Here is a 16,268-nt window from a genome sequence, read left to right as displayed (position 1 = left end):
GCACCCCGTCACACACCGAGTAGCAGGCACCCGGTCATCAGCAGAGCAACGACCTTCACAACTTCCAGACCGATGTAGACGTAGTGCGCGTGAGAACGCGGGACGTCCTCGCCGGCGAGGACGTGTCGGATCAACGCGTCAACCGGGACCGATCCCCAGCCCGAGCGGCACCGTTACCCCAGGTGCACGGAACTTCAGCGGTGCTTCCAGGAACGAGATCGCGACGACCATCCCCGGCCAGATGAACGTCACCGCGATCGAGACGGCAAGAGCTGCGGTCATCTGTTCCTCCCCTTCCTCCTGCTCCCGCCGGTGCGGTGGGTGCATTTCGCGGAAGCATCGAATCTGTTTGGAGGAGAGAGGATATCGCGGTCGAGCACGTGGTTCGCGGGTCACCCTCAGGATCAAAGGATTCGACATCTGCGCTCCGCGGTGACGGTGCGACTCACCCCCCACTGTCCAGTTTCGACTCGCCCTGCCCTTTCCTCCCAGACCGGTCGGGTCCGACAATGGGACGGTGAGTTCGCGAGGTTCCGCCGCAGACTGGGCGCTCGGCCAGGTCCACGCCGTGCGTGACGATCCTGATGCCCGCCTCGAGCTGAGTGCCCGCACGTATCACGGTCCGGTGGGCAACGCACCGCGGCATTTGCCGTTTCGCCGTGCGGCGCTGTCGTTCATGCGCTGGCAGGTCGGCCGCGGCGTGCTGGCCGCGATCGACGCGACGCCACCCGGCAGTCCCTGGTGGCGGGCCGTCAATGAGCGACTGTTGCGCGACGGGTGCGAGGCCGTCGCCCGGAGCGGCGGAATGGGAGGGAGGCCGTCATCGCACGCGGTCGACCTGTGGATGCTGTTCGTTGCCGATCCGACCGCACGCACGTGGTACCGGGCCCACAACGCGAGCATCGCGTCCGCCTATCTCGACCATCGCGACCTCGCCGACACCGAGAGCCGTCCCGAGCGCTTCTTTCTCAACGTCGTGCTGCTCCGCGTTCTCTTCGCCCATGCCTTGGTCGCGGCGCCACGACTGGCGCTCGGGCGGCTCGCGCCGGCAGGACCCCTGCTCGGCGATCCGCGACTGTCGATGACCGGGATCTTCCTTTCCCTCTCGCGGGTTCTCCCCGACCGATATCCACTCGGAGACGACGTCGCTGCGTACGTCGCCGCCGAGCACAACCTCGGCGAGATGCTGGACTACGGCCTGATAGGACCGCGCCTGCAGCAGCTGTACGAATGGTCGGCGGACGAGCTCGACGAACCGCGGCTGCTCGACTGTATTCGCGACGGCAGCCCGATCTATGCCTGGTCGTACACCGATCGCGACGTGTGGCATCCGGCGCGACCGCCCGCAGCGATCCGCGCGGTTCGGCGCTTCGTACCGGCTCGCCGGTAGTTGTCTCTGCAGACCGGGAATGACGAAAGGGATACGAGAATGGCCGACCAGTACGCCCGGCAGGATCCCACCACGCAGTACCCCGATCCCGACCGCGAGCATCAACCGGAGATACCGCACCCGGGACTGACCGCCGACATGGTGTCCACGCCGGATCACGGCGAGAAGACCTATCGGGGCAGCGGCCGCCTCGACGGCCGTCGTGCCCTGATCACGGGCGCGGATTCGGGCATCGGACGGGCAGTAGCGCTCGCGTTCGCTCGTGAGGGCGCGGACGTGGTGGTCAGCTGCCTCGACGCCGAGGAGTCCGATGCACGGGAGACCGTCCGACTGGTGAACGAGGCCGCGCAGCGAGGCGTCGTTGCAACCGGGGACATCACGTCGGAGGACCACTGCCAGACTCTCGTGGACCTGACGGTGCGGGAACTCGGCGGCCTCGACATCCTCGTCAACAACGCGGCGTTTCAGATGGTCCAAACGGGTGGCATCGCCGACATCACCACCGAGCAGTTCGACCGCGTCCTGCGGACGAACCTCTACGCACTGTTCTGGCTGTGCAAGAAGTCCGTCGCGGTCATGGAACCGGGATCGACCATCGTGAACACGTCGTCGATCCAGGGCATGAATCCCTCCCCCGGCCTGCTCGACTACGCCACCACCAAGGCGGCGATCATCAACTTCACCAAGGGACTGGCCGCCGATGTGGCGAAACGGGGAATACGGGTCAACGCCGTGGCACCGGGCCCCATCTGGACGCCGCTGATCCCCGCGACCATGCCCGCCGACGGCTACCGGAACTTCGGCGACGACGTGCCGCTGGGCCGGCCCGGCCAGCCGGCCGAACTGGCTCCCGCGTACGTGTTCCTCGCGTCGAACGAATCCAGTTACGTCACCGGGGAAGTGCTCGGCGTCACCGGGGGCATTCCCTTCACGTGACCACCGTGGTGACTGGCGTGCGACCGCACTCCGAGCGAGCTCACTCCTTGTTCTGAGCGGCGACTATGGCGGCGAGACTGGCCGCGATGTTCTCCTCGACGGCGGCTTTGTCGACACCCAGTCCGGCGAGCACACCGACTCCGTCCTCGACCTCGAGCAGGGCGAGCAAAATATGCTCGGTTCCGATGTAGTTGTGCCCCAGCCGAAGTGCCTCACGGAAGGTCAGTTCGAGTGCTTTGCGTGACTGGGCGTCGAACGGGATGAGTGCGGGTAAATCCTCGACGGCAGGAGGCAGCGTCGCGGTCGCGGCGTGGCGGACCGTGTCCAGATTCACGCCCTGTGCGGCGATCGCTCGGGCCCCGAGCCCATCGGGGTCGGTCAGGAGTCCGAGGACGAGATGCTGAGGCAGGATCTCGGCGTTACTTGCGGCCCTGGCCTCGTTCTGCGCGACGACCACGACCTGCCGTGCGCGCGGAGTGAATCGGCTGAATCCCTGATTCGGATCGAGGTCGGAGGCCTGCCCAGGGTCCTTGGGGACGAACCGCTTCTGCGCAGCCTGCTTGGTGACTCCCATGCTCTTGCCGATTTCGGTCCACGACGCCCCCGAGCGGCGGGCCTGGTCGACGAAATGCCCGATGAGGTGGTCCGCGAGTTCGCCGAGGTGTTCGGCGGCGAGAACCGCGTCGGTGAGTTGCTCGAGCGGGGCCTCCGAGTGCACCTTCTTGATCGCGTCGATGAGGTCGTCGAGGCGGATGGGCGGGGTGGCGGGCGTTGAATTCTCCATGCGTCAACTCTAAGTTGACGGTCCCCCATCGTCAACCCTGGGTTGTCGATCGAAGCATTCACGACGATCCGCAACGAGAAGGCATTGAGCGACGGGCCGTCTGCTACTTTGATGGCTAGCAGATCTAGGGATAGGGGTTCTATGCATATCGAGAAAGATCTGGTGGCCGCGTCGGCCACTCCCCTGGTGCTCGGGATTCTCGCCGAGGGCGAGTCCTACGGGTACGCCATCCTGAAGCGGGTCAACGACCTGTCCGGCGGACGGATCCAATGGACCGACGGCATGCTGTACCCCCTGCTGCATCGGCTCGAACGGCTGGGATTGGTGTCGGCGTCGTGGGGCGCCTCCGACAGTGGGCGGCGGCGCAAGCACTACACGATCACCGATAAGGGCCGGGAAATGCTGGCGGAACGGCGCGCCCAGTGGGACGTGGTCGCGGACGCACTGAGCCAGGTGTGGCGCTCCGTTCAACTGCCCCCGGCGCCCGCGGAAGGATGGTCGTGATGGATACCGACAAGGAACTCGAATCGCAGATCGGTCAGTGGCGGGGGTTCGTCGAGCGCCGCCACGCGATATCCGCCGCCGACACGGATGAGATGGAAGACCATCTACGCGATCAGATTTCGGATCTGTCCGCCGCCGGCCTGAAGACCGACGAGGCGTTCCTGGTCGCGGTCAAACGGATGGGCAACGTCGACGACATCTCCCGCGAGTTCGCGCGGGAGCACTCCGATCGGCTGTGGAAGCAACTCGTCCTGCTGCCCGCCGCGCCGGACGGCGATCGCACTCGCCCCACCCGTGAACTGTTCGTCGTTCTCGGATTCGCGGTCGGCGCCGCACTCGCCCTCAAAGCGGGCTTGGCGACACTCGACGAGCAGGACCTCGCCCGCAACCTCAGCCTGTTCGTTCTTCCCTTCCTCACCGGATACTTCGCGTGGAAACGGAAGGTGACGCTCCGACTGGCCGCGGCGCTGGTGGTGCCGTTCGCCCTGGCGGCGGTCCTGTTGAACGTCTTCCCGTTCGTCTCGAACGGCTCCACCGAGGTGATCGCGGCGATCCACACACCGATCGCGTTGTGGTTCGCGGTCGGCGTCGCGTACGTCGGCGGCCAGCGGCGGTCGGACCGGCGGCGGATGGATTTCATTCGATTCACCGGCGAATGGGTGGTCTACCTGACCCTCCTCGCCCTCGGCGGCGGCGTGCTCATCGGCCTGACGGTCAATGCTTTCGACGCCCTCGGCCTGAGCGTCGAGTGGGTCGTCGAGGACTGGGTGGTTCCGTTCGGAGCGGCCGGTGCGGTCATCGTCGCCGCATGGCTGGTGGAGGCGAAACAGAACGTCGTGGAGAACATCGCCCCCGTCCTCACCCGAGTGTTCACACCACTGACGACCCTCATGCTGCTGGTGCTGCTCGTCGCCTTCGCGACGACCGGCAGCGTGGTCGATGTCGACCGGAACCTGCTGATCCTGATGGACCTCATCCTGGTCGTCGTCCTGGGCCTGCTGCTGTACGCGATTTCCGCCCGCGACCCCTACCTGCCGCCCGACCTGTTCGATCGCCTCCAGCTCGTCCTCGTCGTCAGCGCCCTCGCGGTCGACCTGCTGATGCTGTTCGCCATGCTCACGCGAATCGCGGAATTCGGCTTCACCCCGAACAAGGTGGCCGCACTCGGAATGAACCTGGTCCTCCTCGTCAACCTGACCTGGTCGGCCGTTCTCATCCTCGGGTTCCTGCGGGGCCGGCGCGAATTCGGCTCCACCGAACGCTGGCAGACGCGTTACCTCCCCGTGTTCGGTGTATGGGCGGCGTTGATGGTCGGCGTGCTTCCACCACTGTTCGATTTCGCGTGACCACGTCGTGACCGCTTACCGGGATGCTTCCAATGACCGCGATACCTTCCGAATGACGCTGCCGCTGCGTAACATCAAGCACATCTCGCTGGAATCCCTCTGGAGGCCGACGTGGGTGGACTTGGTATCGATCTCGGAACTGCCAACACTGTCGTCGGAACTCCCGACGACGGCATCGTACTGAACGAGCCGTCTTTCATGCTGGTTCGGACGAAGGAACCGCACCGTGCTCTCGCCATCGGTACCGAGGCGCGAAGTCTCGTCGGCCGTACGCCAATCGGAATAACTCCGGTGCGGCCGTTGCGTGACGGGGTGATAGTCGACCTGGAGTCGGCACGGGCCTTCGTGACGGCGATCGTCAAACGGGTGTCGCCGGGCAGGCGATACGGGGTGCGGCCCAAGGCCGTCATCTCGGTGCCTGCCGGCGCCACCCCGCTCGAGCGCAGGGCCCTGCTCGAGGTCGGGCACGAGGCCGGCCTGCGGAAGGTGGGGTTGGTGCCCGAGCCGGTCGCGGGTGCCCTCGGCTGCGGAATCAATCCGCTCGAAGCACGCGCCCACCTCGTCGTCGACATCGGTGGCGGCACTTCGGAAATCACCGCCATCTGTTTCGGTGGCATTCTCTCCCACCGCAGTTGCCGACTCGCCGGGGACGAACTGACCAACGCGCTGTACCACTACCTGCGGTCGGAGCACAACATCGTCGTCGGCGAGCTCACCGCCGAGCGCGCGAAGCTGGGCGCACCCGACACCGACGAAGGGCAGTCACTCGTCGTCGAGGGCCGTGACGCCGCCACCGGCCGGGCACGGTTCGTCACACTCGAAACCGAGGAGATCGTGGATGCATTGCGGCCGACAACAGCCGGAATCGTCCGCACCCTGACCGAGTGCCTCGAAGACCTTCCGCCCCAGGCGATCGGCGACGTGATGTCGGAAGGGCTGCTCGTGATCGGCGGCGGGGCGATGCTGCGCGGCCTCTCGCAGCTGCTCGAGGAAGCGTTCGGATTCCCGGTGAAGACGGCCGAGCGCCCCCTCACCTGCGTCGCCGAAGGCGCCACCGCATGTCTCGTGCATCCCGAGGTCGTTGCCGCGTACAGCAGCTGATCACCGGGGCGGCGCCGGAGCAGGTGGTCGCGGGAAGTAGTGCTCGAGGATCTTCTTGACCACGGGGCCGGAAGTCGCCGACCCGAAGCCGCCACCACGGACCAGCGCCGTCACCACGATCTCGGGGGCGTCGAATGGCGCCACCGCGGAGAACCAGGCGTTCAGTCCCCCAGGCGCTGACGGATCCTCCGCAGTTCCCGTCTTGGCGCCGGCCGGTACCGGAAGGTCCGCGAGTTGCCCGGCGGTCCCGGCCGCCGCGGACGCCCGCATCCCCGCCCGGACAGGATCGAGACGGTCGGCGAACGCGAGCCGCTGTGGTGCCTCTGTCGGGATGGGGATCAGTTCCGGCCCGTACGACGCGGCCAGCTGAGGAGTCACCATCGCGCCGGTGGCGATCCCGGACGTCCAGCGCGCGACCTGGATAGGGGTCGCGCTGACGGTGCCCTGCCCGATACCCATCAACAGCGTCGACCCGGGATACCACGTGGACCCGATGCTTCCGACGTTCTCCGGGGTGCCGAGGAATCCCTCCGCCTCGCCGGGCAGGTCGATCCCGGACTGCCGTCCCGCGCCGAGTTGACTCGCGACGTCGGCCATCTTCTCCGGACCCAGGAGCTCACCGAGTTTGTAGAAGTAGACGTTGTCGGACCATTGGATCGCCTGCAGCATATTGTTCGGGCCCATCGGCTGCCAGTTCCGGAAGGTGTGCCCACCGTAGGTGTAGGCCGCGCCGGTCTCGACCACCGCGTCGGGCGACAGCATCGGGTACTGCATGTCCGTCGACGCGACGACGATCTTGAATGTCGAACCGGGCGGGACCGCGGTCTGGGTGGCGTTGTTGACCAACGCGCTCGGGCCCGGGGTCTGGCTCTGCGCCGCGAGCGCGACGAGGTCGGCGGGGGGTCCGTAGACATTGTTGTCGGCGCCCGGGACGCTGGCGAGAGCGAGCACGGCTCCGGTCCGCGCATCCATCACGACGGCGGCGCCGAGGTCGCCCTTGCTGGTGCGCATCGCCTCCACGAGCGCGTCGGTGGCCAGGGTCTGCACACCGATGTCGAGGTGCAGGCGCAGATCGTGGCCCCGCACCGGGTCGATGCGCTCGCCGGTGGCCACCGGATTGCCCGACGGGTCGACGTACATGCACTGTTTGCCGTCACTGCCGCGGAGCAGAGCGTCGTACTGCTTCTCGAGTCCCGCTTTGCCGACCCGGGATCCGAGTGCGAGGTTGGGCCAGCGTTCCATGTCGTCGGCGTCGGCGACCCCGACGTGTCCGAGGATGGACGCGAGTACGGCACCGTACGGGTACTGCCTGCGTCCGGACGGCACCACGAGAACACCGGGAAGGTGCGCATCCACGATGCCCCGAGCCTGGTCGGGTGGGACTCTCCCCACCTCCACCTGGGTTTCACCCTCGCCGCCGGCGTCGATCAGGTCCGACAGCTCGTCGGGTGACTTCGCGAGCAGCGCGGCGAGCCGGTTGCGGGCGTCGTCGTCGCTCTTCTCGAACATTCGAGCGACCACGGCAACGGCGTACTCGGCGACGTTCGCCACGAGAGGGACGCCGTTGCGGTCGACGATCAGTCCGCGTTCGGCAGGCAGGCGGATGCACCGCATCATCTGTGCATCACTCATCGACCGATACTCCGCACCCCGGTCGTGCTGCACCTGCCAGGCGAACACCGACATGGCGACGAGTGCGGCGATCATCGTCATCGTGCCCGCCGACATTCCGCGTGGGCGGCGCCGGCGCCGGGGGTCGGGGGCCCACAGTGGTCGCGCGACGCCGTCTCGGCGCACCGCGAGTACCAGTCCGATGGCGGCGAATCCGACGATCGCGGCCGTCCCGCCGTAGCTGAAGAGGGGAATCGGCATTCCGGTGTGGGGCAGCAGCGACAGACTCTGACCGATCGACACCAGCGCGTGGATTCCGAACAACCCACCGATCCCGGCCGCGACGAGTGCAGCCTCCCGGGTCCGTGCCGTGCGCGCAGCGAGTGCGGCCCGCCACACGATCACCGACGTCGCCACCACGACGGCCAGGCCGGCGATCAGGCCCCACCCGTACACCAGGCTGGCGAACGCCAGATCGTGCTCCGATTCGGGGAGAAACTGTGCCCGCACGGAGTACATCGGGTCACGCGCCAGACCCCACAGGCCGCCACTGCCGATCGCAATGTTCGCCTGCAACTCGGCCCACCCCGCGCCTGCCGGGTCGGCGTTGCTCGACAGGAACACGTGCACCCGTTCGAGCTGATACGGCTTGAGGAACAGCACCGCGAGCGGTAGCGACGCAATCCCCACCACGAACAACGGGACCAGCGGCAGCAGCGGGACCCGCGCCAGGATGAGCATCAGCCCGGCTGTCGCAACGAGCACGACGGCCGTCGACAGGTCGGGCTGGACCGCCACGAGCGCCACCGGCACCGCTGCAATAGCCAGGGTGGCGACGAATCGTGCGAGGGTGAACCCACCCGCGAGCATGCTCGCGGGCACCAGAATCAGGGCGAGCTTGGCCAACTCGGAGGGCTGGACGGTGAACACGCCGAAGTTCAGCCAGCGCTGCGCGCCCTTCGTCGCGACTCCTGCCAGGGACACGGCCGCGAGCAACAAGGTCGCCACCGCGAACAGGGCCCAGCCGAAGGCCCGGAGGTCACTGATCCGCATGCGGGACAACACCCACATGATGACCAGTCCGACCGCCGCGAAGAGGAGATGGCGAACGGCGTGGCCTGTCATCCCGGTCGCCGTCAGATTCAGGAGTCCGAGCACGACGAGGACGATCGCCGCCCCGACGATCCACGGGTCGGATTCGTGCTTGTCCTCCTGCATCGCTGCCCCCCCCCCCCCCCCCCCCCCCGGCACTCAGCAGCGTGCGTTCTCGGCGGGGATCAGCAGCGGTTCGGACGCGGCCGTCGCCGGGGCGCTCGTGATCGCCGCGACGGCGAGCGCGGTCCCGGGCGGCAGATCGGTCCGGACGATGCCGTACACCTGCTGAGTCCCGGACTGGACGCGCTCCGACACGTCGCCGCCCGCCCGCACCTCGCCCGAGCAGCGGTCGTACACGTTCACTCTCCAGGTCACGGCGTCGACAGTCGCCGCCGGATCGAGGTGGACGTCGACCCGGATCTCGCACGCCTGCCCGGGCCCGCACTCCCCGTTGGCGCGGGTGGCCGTGACTAGCGTGATCGGCCCGGCGCTGCCGGGCGCACCGACGTCGACGGGTGGCGGCACTCGTCCGGCCTCGGTCGTCGCCGGCGCGGCCTGGTCGGCCGGGGGTTCCGGTGGCGGAGACACGGGTCGAATCTGATTCTGCTCCTCGGGATTCACCGGATTCAGGACGGCGTCCCAGCCTCGCCGCAGTTCCGACCACGCCCGCGGAGCCATCCACACTGCGGCGAAAAGTATCAGGATCGCGACGAGCCCGAAGGCTCCCTGCCTCCGCGAGTGGCGTCTCTTCCTGCGATGCCACGGATTCCGGACCGGCGGGAACCAGCCCGGCGATGCGAGAGTGGACCCGGTGGCCGCCGACGGCGGCTTCTCACCGGCAGGCGGCTCCTCCACGGTGCGGCCGTCGGGGCGCGGTCGTCCCTTGGTCGCCGCGACCAGCCGGGCAATCTGACAGCGTTTCCGACTCTCCTCGGCGGGATCGACACCGGGTTCGATCGCTAGACGAACTCGTTGCAGCAGCGCATCGAGATCTGTTGTTTCGACGAGCGATTCGTGCAACCGTTCAGGCAGGGCCGAACTGCGACAGTTCGTCGCGATGCTACGGAACAGTCCGGCAACCTCCTCGTTCACGTCTTGCCCGGACACCGCACCGCGCCCGTACTCGATCGTGAGATGCCCGCTGTCGGATACCGTCACGTTCCGGAGACGGATGCGGTCGGGCCCGTCGCTGCGCGCCGGTTCGAGTTGATCGAGCGCATCGGCAACGAGCAGCGACGCCTGTGCCGGCGACAGTATCGCCGCCGCGAGAAGTCTGCCGAGTGCCACACCACTGACAGGGCCGGCGTGATCGGGTTGTGCGGGCAGTTCGGGTCGAGCATCGGCGGGTTCATTTCTCCTCGTGAGGAGCCCTGTCACTGCTTCGATCATCGCGCACCCCGACGCTCAGCCTCCCGCGCCGTGCGAACGAGAACGGAGCGGGCGGCGACGGACCTTGAGTTGGGCTTACCCTGTGCCGAAATCCTTTACGCCTGCGTCATTCCATTTAACTCCCGCCGATGCTCCGGCGTCCGCGAAATCGTCCCGCCCGCTTCCGCACAGTCTCGTCAACGTTCGCTGGGGGTACACCGAAGGCCTGCATCACGACCGCACCCCAGTCCCGCCATGCCGGGCAGGGCGGAGGATCCCGGTGGTTCAGGAACCGGATCACCTCATCGTCGAAGGCGGCGGAGGTCGGAAGGGACGAGTGCGCGGCGCGGACCGGGCAACCGTTGCGTTCGACGTCCAGGCGCCGGCCGTGCGGCATCAGTGGAAGATCGGCGGCCGACGCGATACTCAGCACACGCACCCCTTCGGGCAGTCTCTCGCCGAGAACGGCCTGTGCGCTGCCCGCGTCCCCGAGCAGTTGCCGCGCCGCGGGAGTGTCGGGGTCGAAGGAGAAGAACGCGAACTCGATCGCGGGCACCGCCCACCGCAACACGTCGCCGAACACCCGGCCCGGTCGGTCGACGTCCGGCGGCGGAAACCCGAGCGGGGTCTCCGGGAACACACCCACGAGGATCAGCACGTCCACCTGTGCCCGACCCGCGGCGACCGCTTCCCACGCGATCCAGCCGGCGTGGGAATGCGCGGCAACGGTCAACGGCCGCTGCAGGTTCGCCGCCTGCTCGGCGAACAGTGCGACCTGCTCCTCGACGGGACGATGGGTATCGGCCGGTTCGTACGGGGCGCCCGTTCGGATCGGGCAGGTAGCGTCGCGTCGGGGCTGCCCGCCACCGGTTCCGGCATAGGAAAAGTAGTACACCTGTTCGCATTCGTACCCCAGGCGCTGCACGTCGGCCCGGTGCATCGTCCCCTCCCCCGAACGCGAGTCGATGCCGGCCATGACGAGCAGCGAACCCGCCTGTCGTGGCCCGGGTTCCGGATCGTCATAGGTGCGGGTCCGAACGAAGATCATCGACACGACCGTCGACGCGACGAGCACCGCGGCAAGTGCCGCGGCGGGCCGCCTCAGCGGCGCACGGCCCATCGCCCACACCGTCAGCCCCGTCGCCGCTGCAGATACCGGCACGAGCAGCACGGTAAGGGCCGGCACGCGCTCCGCCAGGGCGCCCAGTGCGAGGATCGCCGCGCAATACGGCACCATCACCTCGACTCGCAGGCCCCGGCGCCAGGTCCGCCCCATTGCCGCACGCAGGCCGGTGCCGCCCTGCCACGGCACCGGCCCGAGTATCCACACCAGCACCGCGACGAGCGCTACCGCCGGCCAGAACGCCCGCGAGTACAGCATCGCGTAGCCGGTCGCGTCAGCGCACGACGCCAGCAGGACGGGACCGAACGCGGTCGCGTAGAACGCCGTCGCGAAGCGGATACGCCTCGTGTCGAGACCGCCGAGCAGCCAGGCCATCAACATGATCCGCACGGCCGACACGACAGCCAGCAGCACGAGGAACTGCGGCCACGAGTCGGTGCATACCAGCAGAAGTCGCAGGTCCGCGAACTGATCCAGCGGCGGCAGCGCGACGAGGTGCAACAGTCCCGGCCACACCGGAACCACCCCGCACACCGCGAGCACGACGACCAGCACGGCGGCGGCCGCCAACGGCCACCACCGCGCCCCGCGCCGCTCCCACCGGCTCATCCCTTCGCTGTACTCGCTGCCGGTGGTCGTGCACAACCCGGCCTGCCGGCCGCGCAGGACTTCGTGCCGGACAACGCGATTCCAGGACGGGTCATCCGTGTCCGCGGCGGGATCGTCCCGGCGGAAGAATGAACATGACATAGCCGGGGCGGATCGGGGAGGATGATCACCTGATGGACGGTGCGGAGGTCGGGGGCCACGGGTCGCTCATGACATTCGACCAGTTCGAGGACATCTTCCGGGTGGCCGCCAGTATCGGCGTCGTGAGGGACGACTTTCACCGATTCGACGATGTCGTCACCGGGAAGCTGTACGACCTGCTCGTCGTCGCCCAGTCCGATGCCGCGGCACAGCACCGGCACGTCATCGAACTCACCGACCTGCCGATCACCAGAGGCCTGCAAGAAAACATCGGATTGTTCCGGGAACTCGGACCACACCTCCGGATCGATCCGATCCTGGAGCGACTGACCGGCTACCCGCCGCTCGACGGCGTCCTCGCAACCGACACCCGATCAGGGCTCCCGGACATCACCGGCGGGCTGAGCGTCGCCCTCGCGCGGACCTTCCGCATCGTCTACCCCGAGCTGAGGACCCTGCGGGCCCGGGCCACGCACTGGTCGCTGGTCAGCACCCTCGTCGACCTCTATCTCTGACACACCGACGGCGGGCCACTGCCCATTCACAGCTTTGGGAACACCCCTGGGGGTGCAAACAACCACCCCCGGATGGAGGGTCGACCACCCCTCTGGGGGGAGTTGGCGGGGCCCCGTAACGGCGAAGACTGGTGTTCGTCCACAAGGGACACCGGAAACCCACCCACACCAGACTCAGGAGCAACGCAATGAATTCGACCAAGACACGCATCGCCGCAGCAGCCGCAACGGGCGCCGCCCTCGGACTCGGAATGTTCCTGAGCCAGAGCGCCACTGCCGTCGCCGCACCCGCGCAGTCGACGTCGCCTCAGGTCGTCTCTCCGGATTCCGGGCTCTCCCCGTACAAGGTCGAGGTCAGGGACCGCATCGGTTGCGCCAATGCATGGCCCATGGTCTCCTGCGACGCCCCCGACGAGGACGTGCCGCCGCAGGTCACCCTCGTCGAACCCGGCACCACCCTGGTCGAGCCCGGTGGCACATCCCTCTACGGTCCGGCCTCCGCGACCATCCATCAGGTCAACTACCCCCTCGAGCCCGACGACGGGGTGATCTCCCACCCGCTCGATCCCGACATGCCCTGGATGTGATGTGACGACGACCTGAAGGAGACGACTCGGCCGCCGGAGCCCATGGCACCGGCGGCCGAGGTGTGTGTGAAGACGAATATCCTGCGCAGCCGAAATATTTAGAAAGACGAATCATCGCTGACATTCGCACACGCGAGGAGGACGATAAAACAGACCGGTCTCGCTCTGATCGTGGAACGGGTCCCGTTGTCGCGGGTCTTTTCGAAAGCGATTCACCTTCTCCGCAGTTCCCGATCGAACGTGAGGCGGCCGAGATGACGGCAGAGAACGTAATGGGCTCGCAGACCGCCGATCAGGAATGTCAGGACTGCGGGTATGAACCGGAGCTGAAGCGAACTCTGGGCTCCTTCCAGGTGTTCGCTGTCTCGTTCGCGTTCATCTCGGTGGCGGTCGGGATCTTCGGCACCTACGACGACGTACTTCGCGACGCCGGGCCTGTGGGGATCTGGCTCTGGGTTGTCGTGGCTCTGGGACAAACCCTGGTGGCGCTGGTGATCGCCCAATTCGCGGCCCGCATCCCACTCAGCGGCTCCTCATACCAATGGGCGTCACGGCTGGCCAACCCGAAGGTCGGCTGGTTGTTCGGCTGGCTGACCTTCTGCTACCTGGCGCTCGGCGTGGTGACGGTCGACAATGCGATGGCGAGTTCCGCTCTCATGCCGCTGTTCGGCATGGAGCCCGACGAGGGCACGGCGCGCGTCATCACGCTCGTCGTGGTGCTTGTCCAGGCGGTGCTCGTCGTGTTCTCGACGCGCCTCGTCGGCTTGATCACGTCGGGCGCGGTAGGGCTCGAACTGGTGATCGTCGTGGTGCTCGCGATCGGGCTCTTCGTCGCCGTGGCGGTCACCGGCGACGGCTCCGTCGGCAACCTCACCTCCCGCGGTGTCGCCGAGGGCGCCCCCAATTACTTCGCCGTCGGCGGCGGGTTGATGGCTGCGACGATCATGGGGCTCGCCACACTCGTCGGCTTCGACTCTGCGGCGAACATGGCTGAGGAGGCGAAGGATCCGTTTCGCAGCGTCCCGCGCGCGATCGTGGGATCGGTCGTGGCGGCTGCGGTGCTGGGACTGGTGTTTCTGATCGCGCTCACGATCGCGATCAAAGATGTTCCCCGGATCAGCGCCAGTGACACGCCCGTGGCGGCGATTCTGCGCGATCAGCTGGGTCCGGTGATGGAGAGGACACTGCTGGTGGCGATCGCGTTCGCCTTCTTCGGCGCGGGGATGGTGACGTTGGCGACGTGCTCGCGGATGGTGTTCGCGATGTCGCGCGACGCACGTTTCCCTGCTCACCGGGTGATGCGCCGTGTCAACCCGCGCACGCAGACCCCCATACCCGCGACCATCTTGATCGTCGTCGTGGGGGTCGTGCTGATGGCCGCGCTGCCTGGCGGCGCACTGCTGGAGTTGCTCACAGTGGGAACGGTCATCTCGGCGGTCCTCTACGGCGGGATAATCGTCCTGTATCTCGCGGTCCGCAAACGATTGGATCGTAAGGCGGGCGCGTTCGATCTCGGGCGCTTCGAGCTACCGATTGCAATCGGCGCACTGGCGTGGTCGGCCTTCGTGGTGTTCGTGATCGTGTCGCCCTCGAGTGCGTTGACCTCGATACTGATTGCGATCGGATTGCTCCTGGCGGGCGGCGTCTATTTCACCTACCTGTTGATATTCAAACGCGAGGTTCTGGACACCGAGCCAGGAGACGCAGATGTCTTCGCGCACTGACCGAGAGATAACGCCCCTCACCGCCACCACCGCAATGCTCACCGGTGATGTGGTGCGTCCGGGCGATTCCGGCTACGAGGAGGCGCGGGTCGGCTGGAACCGCCTGTATTCCCGCTACCCCGAGGCCATCGTGTTCTGCTGCGACGCGCAGGACGTGGTCAACGCGGTCCGCTGGGCCCGAGAAGAAGGCATCGCCCTACGTGCCCGCAGCGGACGCCACAGCCTCGAGGGCTGGTCGTCACTCGACGGCGGCCTCGTGATCGACGTCAGCCGGATGAAGAACATCGAGATCGATGAATCGGCGGGCACGGCGACGGTGGGAACGGGCCTGACGCAGACGGAGACGGTCGCGGCGCTCGGACAACACGGCTTCGCCGTTCCGACCGGATCGGAGGGCGGTGTCGGACTCGGCGGTGTGATTCTCGGGGGCGGCTTCGGACTACTGACCCGCAGCATGGGCATGGCCTGCGACAACCTGCTCGCCGCGGAGGTCGTGGTCGCCGACGGCGCACGCTCGGCGAAGGTCGTGGAGGCCACCGAGCACAGCAACTCCGACCTGCTGTGGGCGTGCCGCGGTGGGGGCGGCGGCAACTTCGGGATCGCGACGTCCTACACGTTGAAGCTGCACGAGCTGTCTGACGTCACCTTCCTGGTCGCGAGGTGGACCGGTCACGGCGCTCTCGGTGACCTGCTTCGAGCGTGGCAGCGCGAGGCGCCGGTCGCCGACGAGCGGCTGACGAGCGCACTCGAGGTGGATTCCACCGCGGTCGAGTTGTCTGCGCTGCTGCACGGCGGTTCGCGGCGAGAACTCGAGGACCAACTGCGCTCGCTGTTGACGATCGGCAGTCCCGAGGTGACGGTGACGGAGGGTTCCTGGCCGACCGTGTACCGCGACGTGGACAGGGGGCCGAACGACGTCGCCCTCTGGAAGTTCTATTCCCAGTTCGTCACCCGCCCGTTCCCCGACGAGGCGATCGATCTGATCGTCCACTTCATGGACAACACCCCCAGCCCGCCGAGCAACTTCTTCTGCTCGAGCTTCGGCGGGGCCGTGCGGCAGGCGCCGCCAGGAGGATCCGCGTTCCCGCACCGCGACGCGCTGTTCTACTGCGAGCCGGGTGCGGCGTGGAACGACCCCGCACTGAACTCGGCGGCGCTGGGCTGGGCCGCCGACTTCTGGCGGGCGCTGCGCCCCTACGGCGACGGCGCCTACGTCAACGTGCCCAACGCCGCCGCGTCGGACTGGGAGCGCGAGTACTACGGCTCCCACCGCGAGCGGCTGCGCGAGGTCAAGGCCACCTACGACCCGGAGAACGTGTTCAACTTCGAGCAGAGCGTGCCCCTGTCCCCGGGCTGACCCTTCCGGAACCCTACGCTGGGGCGATGACGGTCAACCGAAGTCGCAGGGCCAGGGTCGCCCGTAAACGCAAGCGC

12 protein-coding genes and 2 pseudogenes are annotated in these 16,268 nt (G+C 67.5%); 9 read left to right on the top strand and 5 right to left on the bottom strand.

What is annotated here, in order from left to right; genetic code table 11:
- Positions 1-8 precede the first annotated feature (8 nt).
- Positions 9-282, bottom strand: a pseudogene (locus tag JWS13_RS43805) (hypothetical protein).
- A gap of 235 nt (positions 283-517) precedes the next feature.
- On the opposite strand from JWS13_RS43805, the gene JWS13_RS43800 reads away from it, so the two are divergent.
- Positions 518-1,390, top strand: coding sequence for a hypothetical protein (locus JWS13_RS43800; protein WP_206011299.1), 873 nt, complete (start codon positions 518-520; stop codon positions 1,388-1,390).
- A gap of 39 nt (positions 1,391-1,429) precedes the next feature.
- On the top strand, positions 1,430-2,326 hold the full coding sequence (locus JWS13_RS43795; protein ID WP_206011298.1) for a glucose 1-dehydrogenase: 897 nt from the start codon (positions 1,430-1,432) through the stop codon (positions 2,324-2,326).
- Between the two features lie 40 nt (positions 2,327-2,366).
- Here JWS13_RS43795 and JWS13_RS43790 read toward each other — a convergent pair whose 3' ends face one another.
- Positions 2,367-3,110, bottom strand: coding sequence for a Clp protease N-terminal domain-containing protein (locus JWS13_RS43790; RefSeq protein WP_206011297.1), 744 nt, complete (start codon positions 3,108-3,110; stop codon positions 2,367-2,369).
- Between the two features lie 141 nt (positions 3,111-3,251).
- Here JWS13_RS43790 and JWS13_RS43785 point away from each other — a divergent pair, with 141 nt between their 5' ends.
- The 3 genes from JWS13_RS43785 (at position 3,252) to mreB (ending at position 6,061) form a co-directional block, all read left to right on the top strand.
- The gene (locus tag JWS13_RS43785) at positions 3,252-3,614 is read left to right on the top strand and encodes a PadR family transcriptional regulator (RefSeq protein WP_087557526.1); all 363 of its coding nucleotides are present in this window, start codon (positions 3,252-3,254) and stop codon (positions 3,612-3,614) included.
- Positions 3,614-4,960, top strand: coding sequence for a permease prefix domain 1-containing protein (locus JWS13_RS43780; protein ID WP_206011296.1), 1,347 nt, complete (start codon positions 3,614-3,616; stop codon positions 4,958-4,960). Before JWS13_RS43785 ends, JWS13_RS43780 begins: the two co-directional genes overlap by 1 nt.
- Before the next feature lie 111 nt (positions 4,961-5,071).
- Positions 5,072-6,061, top strand: a complete 990-nt coding sequence (mreB, locus tag JWS13_RS43775) for a rod shape-determining protein (protein ID WP_087557527.1) — start codon at positions 5,072-5,074, stop codon at positions 6,059-6,061.
- Here the strand turns inward: mreB and JWS13_RS43770 are convergent, their stop codons facing one another.
- The 3 genes from JWS13_RS43770 to JWS13_RS43760 all read right to left on the bottom strand — a co-directional run bounded on the left by JWS13_RS43770 (position 6,062) and on the right by JWS13_RS43760 (position 11,867).
- Positions 6,062-8,890 (bottom strand): FtsW/RodA/SpoVE family cell cycle protein, encoded by a 2,829-nt coding sequence (locus JWS13_RS43770; RefSeq protein ID WP_206011295.1) that lies wholly within the window; start codon positions 8,888-8,890, stop codon positions 6,062-6,064.
- A 33-nt stretch (positions 8,891-8,923) separates the two neighbouring features.
- Positions 8,924-10,156, bottom strand: coding sequence for a hypothetical protein (locus JWS13_RS43765; RefSeq protein WP_206011294.1), 1,233 nt, complete (start codon positions 10,154-10,156; stop codon positions 8,924-8,926).
- A 115-nt stretch (positions 10,157-10,271) separates the two neighbouring features.
- On the bottom strand, positions 10,272-11,867 hold the full coding sequence (locus JWS13_RS43760; RefSeq protein WP_241032626.1) for a hypothetical protein: 1,596 nt from the start codon (positions 11,865-11,867) through the stop codon (positions 10,272-10,274).
- 173 nt (positions 11,868-12,040) lie between these two features.
- Here JWS13_RS43760 and JWS13_RS43755 point away from each other — a divergent pair, with 173 nt between their 5' ends.
- From JWS13_RS43755 to JWS13_RS43740, 4 genes and pseudogenes are all read left to right on the top strand, one after another.
- Positions 12,041-12,523, top strand: a complete 483-nt coding sequence (locus JWS13_RS43755) for a DUF1931 family protein (protein WP_206011293.1) — start codon at positions 12,041-12,043, stop codon at positions 12,521-12,523.
- 188 nt (positions 12,524-12,711) lie between these two features.
- Positions 12,712-13,110: a hypothetical protein gene (locus tag JWS13_RS43750; RefSeq protein ID WP_124393752.1), complete on the top strand. Its 399-nt coding sequence runs from the start codon at positions 12,712-12,714 to the stop codon at positions 13,108-13,110.
- 254 nt (positions 13,111-13,364) lie between these two features.
- Positions 13,365-14,834 carry an APC family permease gene (locus JWS13_RS43745; RefSeq protein ID WP_206011292.1) on the top strand — a complete coding sequence of 490 codons (1,470 nt, stop codon included), beginning with the start codon at positions 13,365-13,367 and terminating at the stop codon, positions 14,832-14,834.
- A 34-nt stretch (positions 14,835-14,868) separates the two neighbouring features.
- Positions 14,869-16,258 (top strand): annotated as a pseudogene (locus JWS13_RS43740) (FAD-binding oxidoreductase).
- The last annotated feature ends 10 nt before the right edge of the window (positions 16,259-16,268 follow it).

Origin of the sequence: Rhodococcus pseudokoreensis, assembly GCF_017068395.1 — a bacterium.
Lineage (GTDB): Bacteria > Actinomycetota > Actinomycetes > Mycobacteriales > Mycobacteriaceae > Rhodococcus_F > Rhodococcus_F pseudokoreensis.
Note: the sequence above shows the minus strand (reverse complement) of the source record. Positions and strands in the feature narration are given on the sequence as shown.

Excerpts from the sequence above, each read along its gene's own strand:
- JWS13_RS43755 (WP_206011293.1), top strand. The coding sequence starts at position 12,041 with ATGGACGGTGCGGAGGTCGGGGGCCACGGGTCGCTCATGACATTCGAC.
- JWS13_RS43785 (WP_087557526.1), top strand. The coding sequence starts at position 3,252 with ATGCATATCGAGAAAGATCTGGTGGCCGCGTCGGCCACTCCCCTGGTG.
- JWS13_RS43770 (WP_206011295.1), bottom strand. The coding sequence starts at position 8,890 with ATGCAGGAGGACAAGCACGAATCCGACCCGTGGATCGTCGGGGCGGCG.
- JWS13_RS43795 (WP_206011298.1), top strand. The coding sequence starts at position 1,430 with ATGGCCGACCAGTACGCCCGGCAGGATCCCACCACGCAGTACCCCGAT.
- JWS13_RS43780 (WP_206011296.1), top strand. The coding sequence starts at position 3,614 with ATGGATACCGACAAGGAACTCGAATCGCAGATCGGTCAGTGGCGGGGG.
- JWS13_RS43745 (WP_206011292.1), top strand. The coding sequence starts at position 13,365 with ATGACGGCAGAGAACGTAATGGGCTCGCAGACCGCCGATCAGGAATGT.
- JWS13_RS43765 (WP_206011294.1), bottom strand. The coding sequence starts at position 10,156 with ATGATCGAAGCAGTGACAGGGCTCCTCACGAGGAGAAATGAACCCGCC.
- JWS13_RS43760 (WP_241032626.1), bottom strand. The coding sequence starts at position 11,867 with ATGAGCCGGTGGGAGCGGCGCGGGGCGCGGTGGTGGCCGTTGGCGGCC.
- JWS13_RS43790 (WP_206011297.1), bottom strand. The coding sequence starts at position 3,110 with ATGGAGAATTCAACGCCCGCCACCCCGCCCATCCGCCTCGACGACCTC.
- JWS13_RS43750 (WP_124393752.1), top strand. The coding sequence starts at position 12,712 with ATGAATTCGACCAAGACACGCATCGCCGCAGCAGCCGCAACGGGCGCC.